Origin of the sequence: Vibrio olivae (assembly GCF_042428525.1) — a bacterium.
In the GTDB taxonomy this organism is placed as follows: domain Bacteria; phylum Pseudomonadota; class Gammaproteobacteria; order Enterobacterales; family Vibrionaceae; genus Vibrio; species Vibrio olivae.
On sequence record NZ_JBHMEP010000001.1, the window covers coordinates 75,482 to 93,453 of the forward strand.

Consider the following 17,972-nt stretch of genomic DNA (forward strand, 5'->3'; position numbering starts at 1 on the left):
GATGAGGATGAGAAGGGAAAGCAATGAAAGCAGCAATGATTGGAATCGTACTTGGTGGTGTAATGTTGGCAACAAATGCTTTTGCCGCTGGGGATGTTGAAGCTGGGAAAACCAAAGCAGCGGTGTGTGCGGCTTGTCATGGGGCAAACGGAATGGCAACCATTCCTGGTTATCCAAATTTGCGAGGGCAGAATGAACAATACTTGGTTTCTGCACTCAAAGCTTATAAGAGTGGTAAACGTACCGGTGGTCTCGCCGCGGTGATGCAGGCTCAAGCAGGAATGCTAAACGATCAAGATATCGAAAATCTTGCTGCTTACTACGCAAGTTTAAAATAAGTCTGAATTTGATAAACTTGTTGTGGCTCTCAGGCTTTTATTTGATTGTTGAAAGTAGCTGTTCGATAATAGCGTAATTGATTGAAGTGTAAGGGATGAACATGAAAAAGATTGAAGCCATTATCAAACCGTTTAAGTTGGATGATGTTCGTGAAGCCTTAGCCGATGTTGGCATTACAGGTATGACGGTGTCAGAAGTTAAAGGTTTTGGTCGTCAAAAAGGTCATACGGAATTATACCGTGGTGCCGAATATATGGTCGATTTTCTTCCAAAAGTGAAAATCGAAATCGTGGTTACTGATGATGTTGCAGAGCAATGTGTCGACAGCATTATTGAAACCGCACAAACAGGTAAAATCGGTGACGGCAAGATATTCATCACTGCCGTTGAACGTGTTGTTCGTATTCGAACTGGTGAAGAAGACGACGACGCGATTTAAAACAATCGATTTTAATGATAAGGAGCCAGATGGCTCCTTATTTGTTTTTGAGTTGTAGTTGTTTATGAAGAAAAAAGCGTTTCTCTATCCCGCAGTTGCCGGTTTCGCCGCGTACTTTAGTTTCTCACAAATTTTTACCTTGAATGATGAGCCGATGATTACTCACTTTGACCACCAGTCTGTTTCATCCCCAGAACTGCACTGCTTTCATTCACAAAGTGACACGTTTCTTGATGACAACGGTGAATTAAATCTCTTGGTGTGGAATATCTACAAACAAAATCGCCAGAATTGGCAGCGAGCACTGAGTCAGTTATCGAATAACAAACAGTTGGTTTTGCTTCAAGAAGCGAGTATGACCACGGAAATGAAGCAGTGGATTACCCAATCGAAATGGTATGGTAATCAAGCCAACGCCTTTAAGGCTTTTGATACGCCTGCAGGCGTATTGAACTTGAGTAAGGATAACCCCTTGTTGGCTTGTGCCTACATGACGGTCGAACCTTGGCTAAGGTTGCCCAAATCGGCGATTTACGCGCGTTATCCTCTGTCCAATGGAGAAACGTTGGCGGTGGTCAACATTCACGCCGTGAACTTTACGCTAGGAGTCAAAGCGTATAGGCAGCAGTTGCAACAGCTCAAACAAGAACTGATACAGCATCGCGGGCCGCTTATTGTTGCGGGAGATTTTAACTCGTGGAGTGAATCTAGATTGAGCGCGATGAGACAAGCACTCGACTCATTGGAGATGCAAGAAGTCAGTTTTATGCCTGATGAGCGTAAGCGCTTTATGACTGGACTCGCGCTTGATCATGTCTTTTTTCGAGGCTTGACCCTTAAAACGGCAAAGGCGCCGAAAACCGACGCCTCTGATCATAATCCACTGATGGTGAGCTTTACGCTTTAACCGACTACATCACCAGTAAATACAGCGCCCAAGCTGCGTAATAACCAACCCAGGGAAGGGCGGCGATCACTAGCGCTTGCCCGCGTTCTATTGTTGTCCATGTGATGACGGCAGCGTAGCCGAGCACGATGTACCATGGCATCAATAGTGGCAGTGAGCGACAAAACTCGGACCAAGGATGCGTCATTGGCAGCTTCAACAACCCGTTTAATGTGTTGAGGTCTGCGGCATAGTTAAGTACGTGTCCTTGGTTAAGTACCAGGCTCACATAACTGGCTAAGTCCCCCAGTACTGCAGGAAACAAAATCGCACAGCTTGCCGCGACCCAACGCCAGTAACCATGTTGCTGTTGGTTACTTCGAGTGGCGAGCAAAAACCATAAGCCAAGCATTAACACAGTGGTTAGGCGCCCAACGGTATCGGTGATGATTTCGGTCGCCATCAAAGTATTGGCATCAATACGATCCAGCTCTACCGCTGCTGCCGTTGGCATTTGTTTGACCAGTTCGGCCTTAAGCCAAACAAAGTCGACCATATCAAAGTAGCTACCCCAAAATAGAAAGGGGGTAACCAATAGCACGATAAACGGTTGCCAGCCCCATAACCTTGGTTCGTAAAGGGCGAGAAAGCAGGCGCTTGGGCTGCGGAAAATATCCAACAATAACGTTAATGGATTGCTGGAGGCGGAAACGGTCATACACTTACCTTCGTGATATCAACATAGAGCTTGAGCTTTTGACCCGGTTGCAAGTACTTACTGCGGCTCAAATCGTTCCATTTTACAATATCATGGCTCTTAACTCTGAATTTACTGGCAATTCCGCTAATCGTGTCACCATTGCGTACTCGATAAAATACGGTTCGAATGATGGCTCCGTCAGTCGGCTTTTTCCAAATCACTAATTTCTGTCCGACTCGTAAGGTATCGCGTGGCCCCATGCCGTTCCACTTGGCTAATGAGGCCGTCGACACTTTATGACGGCGAGCAATGGTCCATAAGCTTTCACCACTGGTGACTCGATGTTCAAGTTTGTACTGACCACGGGCAATGGACTGCTTTTTGGCAAGACGATTCGCCGCGCTCAATACGTAAGCATCATCATCTTTGGCTGAGGTAGGAATCAGTAAATACTGCCCAATACGAATTTCGTTATTGGTTAAACTGTTGGCGGCTCGAATGACTTTACTGCTGGTGTTGTATTTTACCGCGAGAGTACTGATGGTATCGCCAGACTGAACACGGTAGCGAATGGTTTTAATCCCTTGCCCTTGATTGGCGAGTACTTGCTGATTAAAACGTTCGACAGCATAGACTGGCAGCAGTAATTGATGTGGCCCTTCAGGCGCTGTGGACCATTTGTTGTAGGCAGGGTTCAAGCTTTGTAATGCTTTGACCGAAATGCCCGCGTAGCTTGCCGCAATGGCTAAATCCAACTGCTCTTGAGGATCCACAAGTTCCACCTTTGGCTGGTTGGCAATGGCTGGGATGTGCAGACCATATTTGTCTTGATTGGCGACAATATCAGCTAAGGCTAGGAGTTTTGGCACATAGCCACTGGTCTCTTTAGGTAATTCTAAAGAGAAGAAGTCAATCGGTTTGCCTGCTTTGCGGTTTTTACGAATGGCGCTTGAAACTCTGCCGCCGCCACTGTTATATGCGGCAATTGCGTGTCCCCAGTCACCATCAAAACGCTTAGAGAGGTTTTCGAGATACGCGAGAGCAGCATCTGTTGCCGCCGCCACATCACGACGACCGTCATACCAGTAGTTTTGCTTCAATCCATACATTTTGCCTGTCGCAGGTACAAACTGCCAAAGACCGGCAGCACTACCATGAGAGTACGCAAAAGCATCAAATGAACTTTCAACAATAGGCAGTAGAGCGAGTTCAAGGGGTAAACCTTTTTGCTCTATTTTTTCGGTAATTAAGTATAGAAATGGTTCAGCGCGCTTTGATACGATCGCTAAATGACCTGGGTGTTTTAAGTACCAGTTACGATAGTAGTTTACGCGTTTATTATCCGGTATTGGTAGCTCCAATTGCATACCAATACGACGCCAAACGTCTTGCTGAGATTGGGGCGTGACAACCGGTTCTTCTATGACTTTTTCACTACTTAAATCAGTTGCGTCGATCTTTTTTTCTGCAACTTGTGGATGATTAGTGTCATCAATCGAATCGGTGTTTGTTGTCTCTTGTTGGGGCTGGGTTAGTTGACATCCAGCGATAAAAAGCGCCAACACCCAGCTGTATTTTACTCGCATCATACAGCCCTTTTTTTAAACGGCTGCTGATAATACTTGCCACCGTGTGTAGGTGACAAGTAAGAAATCGTTAAAATTCGTTCTTCCACTCACGTAAAGCAGTAAAAATTGAAAGAGGATCTGTTTTCAAGGTGCGATTGGAGACGGATTTCATCACACTTGGCTGATCCACTCGTAGGAAAGGGTTAATCCATTTCTCTTGGCGAATGGTGGTTGGTAACGTGGGATGATTTTGCGCACGCAGGCGATTCACCTCATCGCGGTACTTATGCAGGAGTTGATTGTCCGGTTCGACCGCTAATGCAAATGCGACATTACTGGCCGTATACTCATGAGCGCAATAGACTAAGGTCTCTTCAGGCAGCTTTTCCAGTTTACTCAATGAGTCATGCATTTGTGCCATACTGCCTTCAAATACACGTCCACATCCTGCAGAAAATAGGACATCCCCACAAAAAAGTTTACCATCGCCGACATAGCCGATATGACCGAGTGTATGCCCTGCGAGGTCAAGCACAAAGAACACTTCGCCAAACAACTCAATTTGATCGCCGCCGCTGACAGAAAGATTTAATGAAGACACCGGATCATTTTTGGGACCCACCACTTGAGCTTTAGGAAAGTGGCGGACCAACTCCGCAACTCCGCCTGTGTGGTCATTGTGATGATGGGTAATCAGAATCGCATCAAGCGCTAAATCATTGTCTTCTAGGTAATCTAAAACGGGTTTGGCGTCACCTGGGTCAACCACAGCGCACGACTGTTGGTTATTTTCAATTAGCCAGATGTAATTATCATTAAATGCAGGTATGCTTTTGATATCTAACATTGTTGAGTCTCCAGTTTATTAGGGGCTGTTGACCCTTTTTAAGTGAGCAGGTTATCCATGAAGCCAGCACGCAGCAAAAGAAAAATTGAAAAGCCGCATTCTTGGTCTCAGCTGAAAAATGGACAGTGGGTGAGTGAATCGATTCAAACTCGCCTCGATGAATGGTGCCCGAAACTCTTTGGTTACCACATGCTCAAACTCGGTGGATTGAGCTGTGAACTTTCTACGCTTAACTCTACCATTCAACATCAAGTAAACCTAGATATCCAGAATCCATTACACAACGTCATCGCTGATTGTTACGATTTACCTATTTGTGAAAAAAGTATTGATGTTGTGATTCTTTCTCATCAGTTGGATTATGTCAGCGATCCGCATCGCTTACTGCGCGAGGTGGATCGGGTCATGATTGACGATGGCTACCTTATCATCACGGGGTTTAATCCCTTTAGCCTGACGGGCTTGTCGAGTTTAATGCCATGGCGGAAAAATAATTTTCCTTGGTGTGGGCGAATGTTTACGCCCAACCGTGTCAAAGATTGGCTCGGTATTCTCAATTATCAAGTGGTTGAAGCGGACAGTTACGCGCTGTTTCCTTTCCAGTACCATCGAACCTTTTGGACTTGGGTGGAAAATGGCATCGGTGAATGGGCGTCACCATTTGGTAGCCTGTATTTTATTGTGGCCAGAAAACGCAGTTACCCGTTGAAACCGATCAAACCGCACTGGAAGTTAAAACGAAAATTGACGCCGGTAAGCGTCAATGGATGAACGATTTAGTTCGCTTGAGTTGCGTCTATATAACCTTGGTCATCAAGGGTCGGATTTTCGGCCGCGGTGCGTGCTAACTCGTCACACATCTCATTTTCACGATGGCCCGCGTGGCCCTTAACCCAATGCCATTCTATGTCATGGCGCTCTGTTTCAGCATCTAACGCTTTCCAAAGGTCGGCATTTTTTACTGGTTTCTTGTCGGATGTTTTCCAACCACGCTTTTTCCAGTTATGAATCCACTGGGTTATACCTTGACGAACATATTGGCTATCGGTGGTTAAGCTCACTTTACATGGCTCTTTCAGCGCCCGTAGTGCCTCGATGGTTGCCAACATTTCCATCCGGTTGTTGGTGGTGAGTCGAAAGCCTTTGGCTAACGTTTTTTCGGTCTGCTTATAGCGCATTACAATGCCATAGCCACCGGGCCCTGGATTGCCTAAGCAAGAACCATCCGTGAAAATTTCCACCTGTTTCGTCATGATTTGATACTATTGGGTTAAGCACATTATTGGCATAGTCTGACACAAAATTTGTTATGAATACTAGCAACAATTCTTACTACCACCGCATTGTGGTTCTCGATACCGAAACCACAGGTATGAACTTTGAAGGTGGTCCACATTATCAAGGCCATCGCATCGTTGAAATTGGTGCGGTGGAAATCGTTAACCGTAAACTGACGGGGCGTCATTTTCACGTTTACATTAAACCTGATCGCCTGATTCAAGAACAAGCGATTGAAGTTCACGGTATTACCGATGAATTCTTGGCTGATAAGCCAGAGTATCGTGATGTCCATGATGAGTTTCTCGAATTTATCAAAGGCGCCGAACTTGTCGCACACAATGCGCCGTTTGACGTTGGCTTTATGGACAACGAGTTTGAAATGCTCAATCGCTCAATCGGTAAGACAGAGGATTTCTGTCAAGTGACTGATACCTTGGCGATGGCAAAGAAAATCTTCCCCGGTAAGCGTAACAACTTGGACATTCTTTGTGAGCGTTACGGGATTGATAACTCACATCGTACGCTGCACGGCGCTTTGCTCGATGCGGAGATATTAGCGGACGTTTACTTAATGATGACTGGCGGCCAAACGTCAATTCAGTTTGGTGGCAATGGTAATAGCAGCGGTGAAGTGGGAGGTGAGTCGATAAAACGAGCTGATGTCGGACGAAAATCGCTAAAGGTTATCCCTGCTTCTGCCGATGAAATAGCAGCGCATAATGAACGTTTAGATTTAGTGGCTAAAGGTGGCAACTGCCTGTGGCGATCGTAACTAAGTAAAACCGAGTAGGAGAGAACATGTTGAGGAAGCTGGTGTCCATATTGGGATTACTTGTTAGTGCAAGCGGGTTTGCGAGCCAAGAGTCCTCAATGTCGCTCCTCGATAATCGTTTCCGTGTCGACCCATCTGTAGAGCAGATGACCTTTGTGATATATCGCGCGGATAATTCACAGCCGGTGGTTCTGGTGCGCCCCGATGGCAAAAAATATTATGCGTCGCGTTTTCCTGATAACGTTCGCTGGTATCAGGAATCCTCAATGGACATTATCTCGGTCGATAATCCCATGCCAGGTCCATGGCAAGCGATCGGTAAAGTCACGCCTAAAAACAAAATTAAGTTAATCTCTAATCTCAAGCTGGAAGCACAGCCACTGCCCGAACGTCTTTTTGAAGGCGAAGAGCTGAAGCTTACCGCTCGATTGACCTCTGATGATCAGCCGCTCGTGTTGAGAGACTTTCTGGATCGTGTGAACTTAAAAGTGACCTTTACCAAGTATATTGAGAGTGTTGAAAGCCTTTCTAAAGACGCGAGGCCGATTCCGATTGAACTTGGTGTGTTTGAGGATGATGGGCAAGGGCTTGATGAACAAGCTGGCGATGGAGTGTTTACGGTTTCATTGCCGATCACCGCGCAACCAAACAAATATCGTGTTCGTATCACCTCAGGCAACGGGGTATTTTTACGTGCTTTAGAGCAAGAAGTGTTGGTCTATCCACCACCGATGGAAAGTACGTTTATTCAATCACGCAATGAAGGCACACCGCATCAAATCGTGTTTTCTGGTGAACAGGGCATGATTGAGCCGGGTTCCGTGGCGGCGCATATTGATCATCAAGGCCCGGATGGCGATAAACTGGCCGTTGAAACTCGCGCCGAGAATGGCTCTTTAAAAGCGAGTTTAGATATTCCCTATAATGGCCAACTCGGTAATTACTCTTGGTCTGGAATGATGTACGCAACGGATCTGGCATCAAAACGCCCATTGATCTTCCCAATCACCAATCATACCTACAGTGTTGTCCAAGAGCTCGATATCGCTGAAAGCCGGCGTCTTCAGGAAGAGGAGCGAGCGAAGCAGGCGCAGCGCTTGCAAGAAATTCGTATTATTCAGGCGCGTGAAGATGCACGCCAACGTAATATGCTGATTTTAATCATCGGCAACTTGGTTGCTCTTGTACTGGGAATTTTAGGCTGGTTTGTTGTGCGTAAAATTAAAGCCAGCAAAGCAAAAGTTCCTGAAATGCAACTGGACATGCCCAAGAGTTGATCATGTATCGACAAACAAAAAGGCAGCATCATGATGCTGCCTTTTTTATTTTGCACGTGACCTAATTTACGCCACGTTGCCCATCGCCGGATGTGTTAATGATTGGTTTGCCGATAATTGCTCTGGTTTAAAGTCATCGACATTAATGACATATAAACGTAGCCGTTCGGCCGTGATTAACAGGTCCGCTTCTTGTTGGTCAATCACTTGCTGCTCTAACCCTAATGCTGCAACTTTATCCAGGTTGGTAAAAGGTCTGCGTTGTTCAAGGGCTTGGCATACTTTATCAAATACAGGTTCGGCCTGTAAGATGACGTCCAAAGCTTGCTCAATACGACCAACAGTATTGTGTTCTGTGGGCTCAAGGTATTGATCGCGTCCAATGCGTGAACGAGTCGCGCTTGGCATTTGAAGGATTCGCGCCACTTTGCTATCAAGTTTGTCGTTGGGCAAACGGCGAACTTTACCAAAAGGTAGAATCACAACACGCAGCGCTTTTGCTAGCCATTTATTCGGGAAGTTTGCTAAGAAGGCATCAATTGCTTGTTCCGCTTGGTATAAGCTGTCTTGTAATCCCCAGTGAACCAAGGCTAAATCACCACTGACGCGTCCATCGTTATCAAACCGTTTGAGGGCCGCAGAACTTAAATAGAGTTGGCTGAGAATATCCCCTAACCGTGCTGATAAGCGCTCTTTACGCTTCAATGAACCGCCAAGTACCGCCATGGAAATATCCGCGAGCAGCGCCAAGTTCGCGCTGTAGCGATTGAGCTGTTGATAGTAACGTTTGGTGCTATCACTGACGGGGCTTGCAGACCCTCGACCATCGGTTAATCCTAGCCATAAACTACGAGCAAAGTTGCTGAGGGTAAAACCAATATGACCGACAAGTGCTTGGTCAAAGTCGTTAACGGCATTTGGGCTTTGTGAATAAGCCGCCTCCATCTCTTTGAGGACATAGGGATGACAACGAATAGCCCCTTGGCCAAAGATGATCATCGATCGAGTAAGAATATTGGCCCCTTCGACTGTGATCGCGATGGGGGAGCCTTGATAGCTACGCGCCAAAAAGTTAGATGGTCCCATGCAAATACCTTTACCACCGACGATATCCATTGCATCAATGACGGCACGTTGACCGCGATGAGTACAGTGGTATTTGACAATTGCTGAGATTACGGAGGGTTTTTCGCCGAGATCGATCGCCGCAACGGTAAAGTTGCTTGCCGCATCCATCATGTAGGCGTTCCCCGCAAGACGAGCTAGCGGTTCTTCGACCCCTTCCATATGACCAATAGGCTGTTTAAATTGACGGCGTATACGAGCGTAAGCGCCGGTCGCCAGTGCCGCTGCTTTTGTTGTGCCTGTTGAGTTTGAGGGTAACGTGATGCCGCGACCGACCGATAAACATTCCACCAACATACGCCAGCCTTGACCTGCCATGGCTGCGCCACCAATGATGAAATCAAGTGGGACGAAAATGTCATTGCCACGTGTTGGGCCATTTTGAAACGGAACATTCAACGGGAAGTGGCGGTGACCAATTTCGACCCCTTTGAGATCAGTTGGAATTAGCGCACAGGTAATACCTAAGTCTTGTTGTTCGCCAAGCAGCCCATCAGGATCACGTAACTTAAACGCTAAGCCCAGTACAGTGGCAACAGGAGCTAATGTAATATAGCGTTTGTTCCAAGTCAGGCGCATCCCCAACACTTTTTTACCTTCCCATTCTCCTTCACAAACAACGCCATAATCTGGAATCGAACCCGCGTCAGAGCCTGCTTCTGGGCTGGTTAAGGCAAAGCATGGAATTTCAATGCCTTGTGCAAGACGAGGCAGGTAATAATTTTTTTGTTCTTCAGTACCGTAGTGTTGTAACAGTTCACCTGGGCCCAATGAATTAGGCACGCCAACGGTAGAAGATAAAACGCCCGATACACCGGATAGTTTTTGCAATACAACCGATTGAGCATAGGCGGAGAACTCTAAACCGCCATATTGCTTTTTGATGATCATCGCAAAGAACTTATTGTCTTTGAGATATTGCCATACTTGTGGAGGAAGGTCGGCGAGTTCATGAGTGATTTCAAAATCGCTAGCCATTGCACACACTTCATTGACCGGACCATCGATAAAGGCTTGCTCTTCGGCGCTGAGTGTTGGTGCGCCAATTTTGTGCATTTTTTGCCAATCCGGTTTGCCTTTAAACAGGTCTGCCTCCCACCATACTGTCCCGGCCTCAAGGGCCTCTTTCTCGGTTTGAGACATGGCAGGGAGTACGGATTTGAACAGCTTTAATGCCTTTGCGCTAACTAAGGATTGGCGCAGGTTTGGGATCGCGACGATGCTCGCCATGACAATAAAAATCAGCCATCCTAATGATGAGGTTATGCCAACCAATGTCAGCGCTAGCATGGATACCGCTAACGCAATAAGGCTGGTCATCATTGATGCACGGTGGTAGAGGCAGATACCCAGTACCAGAGCGAGAGTAAAGAGTGAAAGAAGCAAGTCCATAGTCATGTTCCTTTTTTGGACGTGGTGTAGGAGTTATACGTTATGACTTTAATTAGAGGTCAGACCAGAAGAGTGTAAACAGATTATTAATGGTTTGTAAAATGATCAATTGAGTAAAAAGTGATCCAAGTAGAGTTAATAGTCTAACTTTGACTGCTTAGTTCAAAGGAACGAAAGTCATAAAAGCTAAGTTTGAGATAAATCTTGGAGTATAACTATCGACACTATCTGGAGTTCGGGTAAACTCACCCCATAACCACTAGCCTCTATTCAGAGCTATTTTTTAGATCGATAACCAGAGACATTAGCTATGTACCACGACTTAATTAAGAACGAATTGACGGAAGCGGCTGAAGTACTGAACGCATTTTTAAGCGATGACCACAATATTGCCCAAATAGAAAAGGCAGCAAAAACGATTGCAGACTCTTTTAAGCAGGGTGGTAAGGTGCTTTCTTGTGGTAACGGCGGTTCCCACTGCGATTCTATGCATTTTGCAGAAGAATTAACGGGTCGTTATCGAGAAAACCGTCCTGGTTACCCAGGGATTGCGATTTCAGATCCTAGTCATCTTTCTTGCGTGAGTAACGATTTTGGTTACGATTTTGTTTTCTCTCGTTACGTTGAAGCGGTCGGCAGTAAAGGCGATGTGTTATTTGGTTTATCGACCTCGGGGAACTCAGGCAATATTCTTAAAGCGATAGAAGCGGCGCAAGCAAAAGGCATGAAAACCATTGCGTTAACTGGTAAAGATGGCGGAAAAATGGCGGGTTTAGCGGATGTCGAAATTCGCGTTCCACATTTTGGCTACGCGGATCGTATTCAAGAAGTACACATTAAAATCATCCATATCGTGATTCAATTAATTGAAAAAGAAATGGAAAAGTAATTCACTACGGTGAATGAAAAAGGAGACAATGAAATCATGTGTGAGTTGCTCGGTATGAGTGCCAATGTGCCCACTGACATATGTTTTAGCTTCACAGGCTTGATGCAGCGTGGGGGCAATACTGGCCCTCATCGCGATGGCTGGGGGATTACCTTTTATGAAGGCAAAGGCTTTCGTAACTTTAAAGATCCTGCGCCCAGTTCCGAGTCAAAAATAGCGGAGCTTGTACAAAACTATCCCATCAAAAGCTGTGCGGTGATCAGCCATATTCGTCAGGCGAATCGCGGAGCGATCAACCTTGAAAATACGCATCCTTTTACCCGTGAGTTGTGGGGTAAATATTGGACGTTTGCCCACAATGGACAGATGACGGGCTATGAGAGTTTAGAGACCGGGCGTCACCGCGCTGTCGGTCAAACCGACAGTGAACAAGCTTTTTGTTGGCTGCTAAATCAGCTGGAAACGAAATACCCAATGCCGCCGAGCAATATGGTGGAGGTGTTTGAATACCTTGCAGATTGTTGTACTCAGTTGCGTGAGAAAGGGGTGTTCAATATGTTGATGTCTGATGGTGAGTATGTGATGACGTACTGCACCAACCATTTATATTGGATTACCCGCCGTGCGCCTTTTGGTAAAGCCACGTTAATTGATGAAGATGTCACGATTAACTTTCAAGAAGAGACCACGCCGAATGATATTGTCTCGGTGATTGCCACCCAGCCTTTAACGGACAACGAAGATTGGCGCAGAATGAAGCCGGGAGAATATGGGGTATTCTATTTGGGGGGGCGTATTGCCAGCAATACCAATGCGCTTTCACATATTGACTACGCTGAGGCCAAGCCTGGGAATCAGGCGCCTACTGAACCACTGATATAAATGGTCAAAAAAAAGGTTGATGCTCGCATCAACCTTTTTTGTTCCAATCACTAAGCGATTTGTGATGAGAGGTGATCGATGATGTTATCGATGGCCACGGCAGATTTCTCACCGCTACGACGATTCTTATATTCGAAGTTACCCTCATCCATACTACGGTCACCAATGATGACGGTGTGTGGTACGCCGATAAGTTCCATATCAGAGAACATGACGCCGGGGCGTTCTTTACGATCATCAAACAATACATCGAAACCAGCAGCAGTCAGTTCTGCATACAGTTTTTCAGCGGCTTGTTGTACACGCTCAGATTTATGCATGTTCATTGGCACAATGGCGATCTGGAATGGCGCGATGGCATCTGGCCAGATAATGCCGTACTTATCGTGGTTCTGCTCAATGGCGGCAGCGACAACACGTGATACACCGATACCATAACAGCCCATTTCCAGAATCACATTTTTACCATCAGGACCAAGCACACCACAGTTCATTTTCTCTGAGTAGTTGGTGCCCAGTTGGAAAATATGGCCGACTTCGATACCACGTTTTAGCTGAATAACGCCTTGACCACATGGGCTTGGGTCACCTTCAACCACGTTACGAATGTCTTCAACTTGACCGAGTTCAACATCACGTCCCCAGTTAATGCCGAAATAGTGCTTACCGTCGATATTAGCGCCAGCGCCGAAATCGCTCATCATTGCGACTGAGCGGTCAACGATTAATGGCAGTTTCAGACCAACAGGGCCGAGAGAGCCAGGGCCTGCCCCCACTAACTCCCGAATTTCTTCTTCGGTCGCCATCTCAAGTGGTGCCGCAACTTGAGGTAGGTTTTCTGCTTTCACCTCATTGAGCTCATGATCGCCACGAACCATCAGAGCAATGATTGGGGCATCAACTTGGTCAGAGGCTTTGAAGAACAAAGTTTTGACCGTTTTCTCGATGTCGAGGCCGTGTTGCTCAACCAATTGGGCGATGGTTTTCGCATTTGGCGTGTCGACCAAGTGCATGTCTTGAGTCGGCTCAGCTAATTCACCACTTGGTGCTACTGCCTCAGCTTTTTCAATGTTGGCTGCGTAATCTGATTCACTCGAGAAAGCAATCAGGTCCTCACCGCTTTCGGCAAGCACATGGAATTCTTGCGAGCCGTTGCCGCCAATCGCACCGCTATCCGCTAATACTGGACGGTAGTCGAGGCCCATGCGATCAAACGCTTTACAGTATGCGTCATGCATTGTGTCGTAAGATTGCTGCAGACCCGCTTTATCAATGTCGAAGCTATAAGCATCCATCATTGAAAATTCTCGTGCACGCATCACACCAAAACGAGGGCGACGTTCATCACGGAATTTGGTTTGAATCTGGTACAAGTTGAGCGGAAGCTGTTTGTAGGAGCTGACTTCGTTACGTACCAAACTGGTGATCACTTCTTCAGCGGTTGGGCTCAAAACAAACGGACGTTCATGGCGGTCAGTAAAGCGCAGAAGCTCGGGGCCCATTTTTTCTGAGCGACCTGTCTCTTCCCACAGTTCAAACGGCTGAACGACAGGCATTAGCGTTTCAATCGCGCCAGCATTATCGATTTCTTGGCGAACGATGTTTTCGACTTTACGCATTACGCGCAGACCTGTAGGTAGCCAAGTGTAAAGACCTGAAGCTAGCTTACGGATCATACCGGCACGTAGCATGAGCTGGTGGCTCACAACTTCTGCGTCGTTTGGGGTCTCCTTCAGAGTTGAAAGAAGATAATTACTGGTACGCATTTATGGTATCCGTTTATTAAGGTGATAATAACTCGCCATACCCGTGGGCTGGCGCAAATTTCTGTAGCCGCTAATAATATCAGCCAAATGCGTTTGTCAAAAGCCTTGTATGTCGGTTACGGTCGCTAAGTTGTCAGTGATCGTGAATTTTACGTTCAAGTCGAACAGATTTACGGCATATTCTTTACTGTCGGGCTTGTTCTTTTTGTACGCAGGCCTTGGATCTTGAGCCAATACCTGTGCGATGACGTTTTTGATCATGCTGGCATCACTATGTTTCTCTAACGCGTCTAGGGCGCGTTGTGAAAACATGACCTCAATGGTTTCTGGTTGGCTACCCGCATAGCCACCGGTCGCATCAGAAATCGCGTCGGAGTAGGGGATATACGGCTTAATATCGACGATCGGGGTTTTATCGACTAAATCGACACTTCCGACCAGTAAGGAAACTTGGTCACCGTTGATTTCACTGCCGAGTAACTCCACGGCAGACATGCCAATGCCATTAGGACGAAATGTTGCGCGTGACGCGAAGACGCCCATTCTTTCATTGCCACCAAGACGGGGCGGACGCACCGTCGGCTTCCAGCCCTGCGCTAAGTTCTGGTCAAACAAAAACAGTAGCCACAAGTGACTAAATTGTTCGATTCCTCGAATGGCTTGCGGTGAATTCGCTTCGCCACATAACTGAATTTTCGCCGTGGCACTCGGCACTAATCGAGGTTGGCGAGGGACAGCAAATTTTTCTTTATATGGACTTTCAACGTAGCCAATAGGAGTGATGGTATGCATATCGGTATTTGTTCGAGTTGGAATGCCAAGAAAATAACACATTTCAGCTAGTTTTAGAGCAAAGCGTGCGTTCGTCGACCAATGCATTGCAAGAGTCAGATAGGCCTGCGTTATGAAATGCCGCGCCAGAAATCACTGCCGATGATGAACTTGGCGTTATTCATTTTGATTTTATATGCTGGAAAAATAAATTTAATTGGAGGTAAAATTTAATTTATCTACTAATAATAGTTATTTAGTTTGAAATTATAAACTTTTGTAACACTTTTATTTACCGTACGTCCTCCTTGTTTTGTATTATTCCGCCTTCTCAGTGCTAACCCCCTGGGAGCTAAGGATAATTACAAGGAGGAATTTGATGAGTTCATCAACTTCAATAAAACAAAACTCGCCGAAGAAGCCACTGTTTACGCGCTTTCTTGATTCTGTCGAGTACTTAGGGAATTTATTGCCCCACCCAATCACTTTGTTTGCCATTTTCTGTTTAGCCATTTTGGTGATGTCAGGGGTTGCGGGTTATTTCGATGTTTCTGTTGTCGACCCTCGTCCTGAGGGAGCAAAAGGACGTTCTGCAGATGGGATGATTTACGTAGTAAGTCTACTCAATGCCGAAGGTTTACAGCTGATCGTCACTAACTTGGTGAAAAACTTTGTTGGTTTTGCACCGCTTGGGACGGTGTTGGTTGCCATGTTAGGTGTGGCGATTGCTGAGCATTCAGGTTTACTGTCAGCGGCTATGCGCGGTCTTGTCATGGGCGCTTCTAAGCGTATGGTAACGGTCACCGTTGTTTTTGCTGGTATTATTTCAAATACGGCATCAGAGCTCGGGTATGTGGTGTTAATACCACTGGCTGCGATGTTGTTCCACTCATTAGGACGTCACCCCTTGGCGGGCCTAGCAGCAGCTTTTGCTGGTGTTTCTGGCGGTTATTCAGCGAACCTGCTGATCGGTACGGTTGACCCTCTGTTGTCGGGGATTACCCAAACGGCGGCACAAGTGATTGATCCAACCTATACGGTTGGGCCTGAATCGAACTGGTACTTTATGTTCATTTCGACCTTCTTCATTGCAGGAATGGGGGCATTTGTTACTGAGAAAATCGTTGAGCCAAAACTGGGAGCTTACCAAGATGAAGATGCGGCGGAGGATCTCTCTAAAGACAGTATGGGCAAACTGACCGCCATCGAGAAGAAGGCTCTAAAATGGGCAGGTGTTGCGGTACTGGTTGTTTCTGCGCTCTTAGCTTGGACCATTGTCCCTGAAGATGGCGTACTTCGTTCAGCACAAGGTACCGTTGCGGGGTCTCCTTTCCTTAAGAGTATCGTGGCGTTTATTTTCGTTTTCTTTGCGATTCCCGGGTTTGTGTATGGGCGTATTGCTGGAACGATGAAAACTGACCGTGATGTGATTGACGCAATGTCTAAGTCAATGTCATCAATGGGGATGTATATCGTATTAGTATTCTTCGCTGCTCAATTCGTTGCGTTCTTTAAATGGACAAACTTTGGACAAGTTTTTGCCGTGGCTGGCGCCGACTTCTTACAAAATGTTGGCTTAACTGGACCAGGTTTATTCTTTGCCTTCATTTTGATGTGTGGCTTTATCAACTTAATGATTGGCTCAGCATCCGCGCAGTGGGCGGTCACAGCACCCATTTTTGTACCTATGCTGATGTTGGTCGGTTACGCGCCAGAAACCATTCAAGCGGCATATCGTATTGGCGACTCGACCACCAATATTATTACGCCAATGATGAGCTACTTTGGTTTAATTCTAGCGGTTGCAACGCGTTATATGAAAAACCTAGGTATCGGTACGTTGATTGCGACCATGCTGCCATATTCAATCTGTTTTATTGCGGGTTGGAGTGTATTGTTCTACGTTTGGGTGTTTATTTTCGGGTTACCGGTAGGGCCTGGTGCCGCTACGTATTATACGCCTTAGTGGTTAACGCGAGAGTTAGAGACGAAAAAGCCTGCATTAATGCAGGCTTTTTTTCTAAAAATTAGCGATGATACTTGGCGAGGAATCGGTCCAAATGATTAGCGAATTCACGACGCTCGGTTTGTGATAATGCACTTGGTCCACCAGTTTGAATACCGCTTGAACGCATGGTATCCATAAAATCACGAATATTAAGTCGCGCTTTTATCGTGTCTTTGGTGTACAACTCACCGCGACTACTCAAAGCAAATGCGCCTTTAGTAATGACTTCATCGGCCAGTGGAATATCGGAGGTAATCACCAAATCACCGGCTTCAGTGCGCTTGACGATTTCGTTATCTGCGATGTCAAAACCAGCAGGTACTTGCAATGACCGCAAGTTATCACGTTTCGGAATTGGCACCACATGATTGGCAACAAATGTGCATTCCACACCAGTGCGCTCTGCTGCTCGAACGATGGTCTCGCGAATCACTTTCGGACAGGCATCAGCATCAACCCATATTTTCATGATGTTTTTCTCAATTGATCTTCCAGAACAATAACGCGCTCGGTTAACGCATCAATTTTTTCCATCAATTGCGCGATGGTTGGCTCGTTGTTTGGCGGTGTAGCGACTTCGACTTTAGGAACTCGCTTTTTGCTTTTCCAGCTTTTCAACGTAGAGACCAAGGCCGGCATTGGAACCTGAGTTGTTAAACGGGCTTTTACCAACGCAACGGTGGGTGTTTTCCCCTCATCATGGAGAGCTTGTAAGACGGATTCGAGTTCGTCTGTGATGTTTTTGGTTAGCATAATGCACCATCAATTTAAGGCGATAGGTTAATCATACTGACTTAGCGTCGTTTATCGACTTTTTTCTTATTATGAATATTGTGCGATATCTCTCACACGAGCGTGAGATATAGCGCTTTTCATTGGTGTGTTTTGCTGAGTTATTATATGTAATGTATTGAAATTTATATAATTTACTTTGTTTCATCGTTTTTTGAATAAAAAACGTGAACTGACAAGGATTGTTTCTTTTACGGAATAGGGTAAATTTATCTCTGTCGGCAGGATGCTGAAACCA

At 46.1% G+C, this 17,972-nt stretch carries 18 protein-coding genes; 9 read left to right on the forward strand and 9 right to left on the reverse strand.

Translation table 11 applies throughout. From position 1 onward, the window contains the following. The first annotated feature begins 23 nt into the window (after positions 1-23). The 3 genes from ACFFUV_RS00395 to ACFFUV_RS00405 all read left to right on the forward strand — a co-directional run bounded on the left by ACFFUV_RS00395 (position 24) and on the right by ACFFUV_RS00405 (position 1,685). Entirely contained in the window at positions 24-338 is a 315-nt protein-coding gene (locus ACFFUV_RS00395; RefSeq protein WP_390188946.1) for a c-type cytochrome, read from the forward strand. Positions 339-439: 101 nt separating this feature from the next. Then, a complete protein-coding gene (glnB, locus tag ACFFUV_RS00400; protein ID WP_390188947.1) occupies positions 440-778 on the forward strand; it encodes a nitrogen regulatory protein P-II in 339 nt (112 codons plus the stop codon). A gap of 64 nt (positions 779-842) precedes the next feature. Further along, positions 843-1,685 carry an endonuclease/exonuclease/phosphatase family protein gene (locus ACFFUV_RS00405; RefSeq protein ID WP_390188948.1) on the forward strand — a complete coding sequence of 281 codons (843 nt, stop codon included), beginning with the start codon at positions 843-845 and terminating at the stop codon, positions 1,683-1,685. Positions 1,686-1,689: 4 nt separating this feature from the next. Here the strand turns inward: ACFFUV_RS00405 and ACFFUV_RS00410 are convergent, their stop codons facing one another. From ACFFUV_RS00410 to gloB, 3 genes are all read right to left on the reverse strand, one after another. Then, positions 1,690-2,382 (reverse strand): YIP1 family protein, encoded by a 693-nt coding sequence (locus tag ACFFUV_RS00410; RefSeq protein WP_390188949.1) that lies wholly within the window; start codon positions 2,380-2,382, stop codon positions 1,690-1,692. Further along, on the reverse strand, positions 2,379-3,950 hold the full coding sequence (locus ACFFUV_RS00415) for a lytic transglycosylase (RefSeq protein ID WP_390191777.1): 1,572 nt from the start codon (positions 3,948-3,950) through the stop codon (positions 2,379-2,381). The genes ACFFUV_RS00410 and ACFFUV_RS00415 overlap by 4 nt, the downstream gene beginning before the upstream one ends. A 70-nt stretch (positions 3,951-4,020) precedes the next feature. Beyond that, positions 4,021-4,779, reverse strand: coding sequence for a hydroxyacylglutathione hydrolase (gene gloB, locus ACFFUV_RS00420; protein ID WP_390188950.1), 759 nt, complete (start codon positions 4,777-4,779; stop codon positions 4,021-4,023). A gap of 57 nt (positions 4,780-4,836) precedes the next feature. Here gloB and ACFFUV_RS00425 point away from each other — a divergent pair, with 57 nt between their 5' ends. Beyond that, positions 4,837-5,550 (forward strand): class I SAM-dependent methyltransferase, encoded by a 714-nt coding sequence (locus ACFFUV_RS00425; protein ID WP_390188951.1) that lies wholly within the window; start codon positions 4,837-4,839, stop codon positions 5,548-5,550. Positions 5,551-5,555: 5 nt separating this feature from the next. Here ACFFUV_RS00425 and rnhA read toward each other — a convergent pair whose 3' ends face one another. Next, positions 5,556-6,032, reverse strand: a complete 477-nt coding sequence (rnhA, locus tag ACFFUV_RS00430) for a ribonuclease HI (RefSeq protein ID WP_390188952.1) — start codon at positions 6,030-6,032, stop codon at positions 5,556-5,558. Positions 6,033-6,088: 56 nt separating this feature from the next. On the opposite strand from rnhA, the gene dnaQ reads away from it, so the two are divergent. Both dnaQ and ACFFUV_RS00440 read left to right on the forward strand, forming a co-directional pair. After that, positions 6,089-6,832, forward strand: a complete 744-nt coding sequence (gene dnaQ, locus ACFFUV_RS00435; protein WP_390188953.1) for a DNA polymerase III subunit epsilon — start codon at positions 6,089-6,091, stop codon at positions 6,830-6,832. Between the two features lie 26 nt (positions 6,833-6,858). Further along, complete coding sequence (locus ACFFUV_RS00440; protein ID WP_390188954.1) at positions 6,859-8,109, forward strand: TIGR03503 family protein; 1,251 nt, start codon at positions 6,859-6,861, stop codon at positions 8,107-8,109. Between the two features lie 66 nt (positions 8,110-8,175). Here ACFFUV_RS00440 and fadE read toward each other — a convergent pair whose 3' ends face one another. Beyond that, positions 8,176-10,626 (reverse strand): acyl-CoA dehydrogenase FadE, encoded by a 2,451-nt coding sequence (fadE, locus tag ACFFUV_RS00445; RefSeq protein ID WP_390188955.1) that lies wholly within the window; start codon positions 10,624-10,626, stop codon positions 8,176-8,178. Positions 10,627-10,936: 310 nt separating this feature from the next. Here fadE and lpcA point away from each other — a divergent pair, with 310 nt between their 5' ends. Together lpcA and ACFFUV_RS00455 are read left to right on the forward strand one after the other, a co-directional pair. Then, entirely contained in the window at positions 10,937-11,515 is a 579-nt protein-coding gene (gene lpcA, locus ACFFUV_RS00450) for a D-sedoheptulose 7-phosphate isomerase (protein WP_390188956.1), read from the forward strand. 36 nt (positions 11,516-11,551) lie between these two features. Further along, positions 11,552-12,397, forward strand: a complete 846-nt coding sequence (locus ACFFUV_RS00455; protein WP_390188957.1) for a class II glutamine amidotransferase — start codon at positions 11,552-11,554, stop codon at positions 12,395-12,397. A 50-nt stretch (positions 12,398-12,447) separates the two neighbouring features. Here ACFFUV_RS00455 and ACFFUV_RS00460 read toward each other — a convergent pair whose 3' ends face one another. Then, positions 12,448-14,163, reverse strand: coding sequence for a proline--tRNA ligase (locus ACFFUV_RS00460; RefSeq protein ID WP_390188958.1), 1,716 nt, complete (start codon positions 14,161-14,163; stop codon positions 12,448-12,450). A gap of 96 nt (positions 14,164-14,259) precedes the next feature. Further along, positions 14,260-14,955 carry a tRNA (N6-threonylcarbamoyladenosine(37)-N6)-methyltransferase TrmO gene (tsaA, locus tag ACFFUV_RS00465; protein WP_390191781.1) on the reverse strand — a complete coding sequence of 232 codons (696 nt, stop codon included), beginning with the start codon at positions 14,953-14,955 and terminating at the stop codon, positions 14,260-14,262. Between the two features lie 358 nt (positions 14,956-15,313). On the opposite strand from tsaA, the gene ACFFUV_RS00470 reads away from it, so the two are divergent. Continuing rightward, positions 15,314-16,900: an AbgT family transporter gene (locus ACFFUV_RS00470; protein WP_390188960.1), complete on the forward strand. Its 1,587-nt coding sequence runs from the start codon at positions 15,314-15,316 to the stop codon at positions 16,898-16,900. Positions 16,901-16,961: 61 nt separating this feature from the next. Here the strand turns inward: ACFFUV_RS00470 and ACFFUV_RS00475 are convergent, their stop codons facing one another. Beyond that, entirely contained in the window at positions 16,962-17,411 is a 450-nt protein-coding gene (locus tag ACFFUV_RS00475) for a YaiI/YqxD family protein (RefSeq protein WP_390188962.1), read from the reverse strand. Next, the gene (locus ACFFUV_RS00480; RefSeq protein ID WP_390188963.1) at positions 17,408-17,695 is read right to left on the reverse strand and encodes a hypothetical protein; all 288 of its coding nucleotides are present in this window, start codon (positions 17,693-17,695) and stop codon (positions 17,408-17,410) included. Before ACFFUV_RS00480 ends, ACFFUV_RS00475 begins: the two co-directional genes overlap by 4 nt. Positions 17,696-17,972: the final 277 nt, after the last annotated feature.

Excerpts from the sequence above, each read along its gene's own strand:
- ACFFUV_RS00440 (WP_390188954.1), top strand. The coding sequence starts at position 6,859 with ATGTTGAGGAAGCTGGTGTCCATATTGGGATTACTTGTTAGTGCAAGC.
- fadE (WP_390188955.1), bottom strand. The coding sequence starts at position 10,626 with ATGGACTTGCTTCTTTCACTCTTTACTCTCGCTCTGGTACTGGGTATC.
- ACFFUV_RS00455 (WP_390188957.1), top strand. The coding sequence starts at position 11,552 with ATGTGTGAGTTGCTCGGTATGAGTGCCAATGTGCCCACTGACATATGT.
- gloB (WP_390188950.1), bottom strand. The coding sequence starts at position 4,779 with ATGTTAGATATCAAAAGCATACCTGCATTTAATGATAATTACATCTGG.
- dnaQ (WP_390188953.1), top strand. The coding sequence starts at position 6,089 with ATGAATACTAGCAACAATTCTTACTACCACCGCATTGTGGTTCTCGAT.
- ACFFUV_RS00475 (WP_390188962.1), bottom strand. The coding sequence starts at position 17,411 with ATGAAAATATGGGTTGATGCTGATGCCTGTCCGAAAGTGATTCGCGAG.
- ACFFUV_RS00415 (WP_390191777.1), bottom strand. The coding sequence starts at position 3,950 with ATGCGAGTAAAATACAGCTGGGTGTTGGCGCTTTTTATCGCTGGATGT.
- ACFFUV_RS00480 (WP_390188963.1), bottom strand. The coding sequence starts at position 17,695 with ATGCTAACCAAAAACATCACAGACGAACTCGAATCCGTCTTACAAGCT.
- ACFFUV_RS00425 (WP_390188951.1), top strand. The coding sequence starts at position 4,837 with ATGAAGCCAGCACGCAGCAAAAGAAAAATTGAAAAGCCGCATTCTTGG.
- lpcA (WP_390188956.1), top strand. The coding sequence starts at position 10,937 with ATGTACCACGACTTAATTAAGAACGAATTGACGGAAGCGGCTGAAGTA.
- glnB (WP_390188947.1), top strand. The coding sequence starts at position 440 with ATGAAAAAGATTGAAGCCATTATCAAACCGTTTAAGTTGGATGATGTT.
- ACFFUV_RS00470 (WP_390188960.1), top strand. The coding sequence starts at position 15,314 with ATGAGTTCATCAACTTCAATAAAACAAAACTCGCCGAAGAAGCCACTG.
- rnhA (WP_390188952.1), bottom strand. The coding sequence starts at position 6,032 with ATGACGAAACAGGTGGAAATTTTCACGGATGGTTCTTGCTTAGGCAAT.
- ACFFUV_RS00460 (WP_390188958.1), bottom strand. The coding sequence starts at position 14,163 with ATGCGTACCAGTAATTATCTTCTTTCAACTCTGAAGGAGACCCCAAAC.
- ACFFUV_RS00395 (WP_390188946.1), top strand. The coding sequence starts at position 24 with ATGAAAGCAGCAATGATTGGAATCGTACTTGGTGGTGTAATGTTGGCA.
- ACFFUV_RS00405 (WP_390188948.1), top strand. The coding sequence starts at position 843 with ATGAAGAAAAAAGCGTTTCTCTATCCCGCAGTTGCCGGTTTCGCCGCG.
- tsaA (WP_390191781.1), bottom strand. The coding sequence starts at position 14,955 with ATGCATACCATCACTCCTATTGGCTACGTTGAAAGTCCATATAAAGAA.
- ACFFUV_RS00410 (WP_390188949.1), bottom strand. The coding sequence starts at position 2,382 with ATGACCGTTTCCGCCTCCAGCAATCCATTAACGTTATTGTTGGATATT.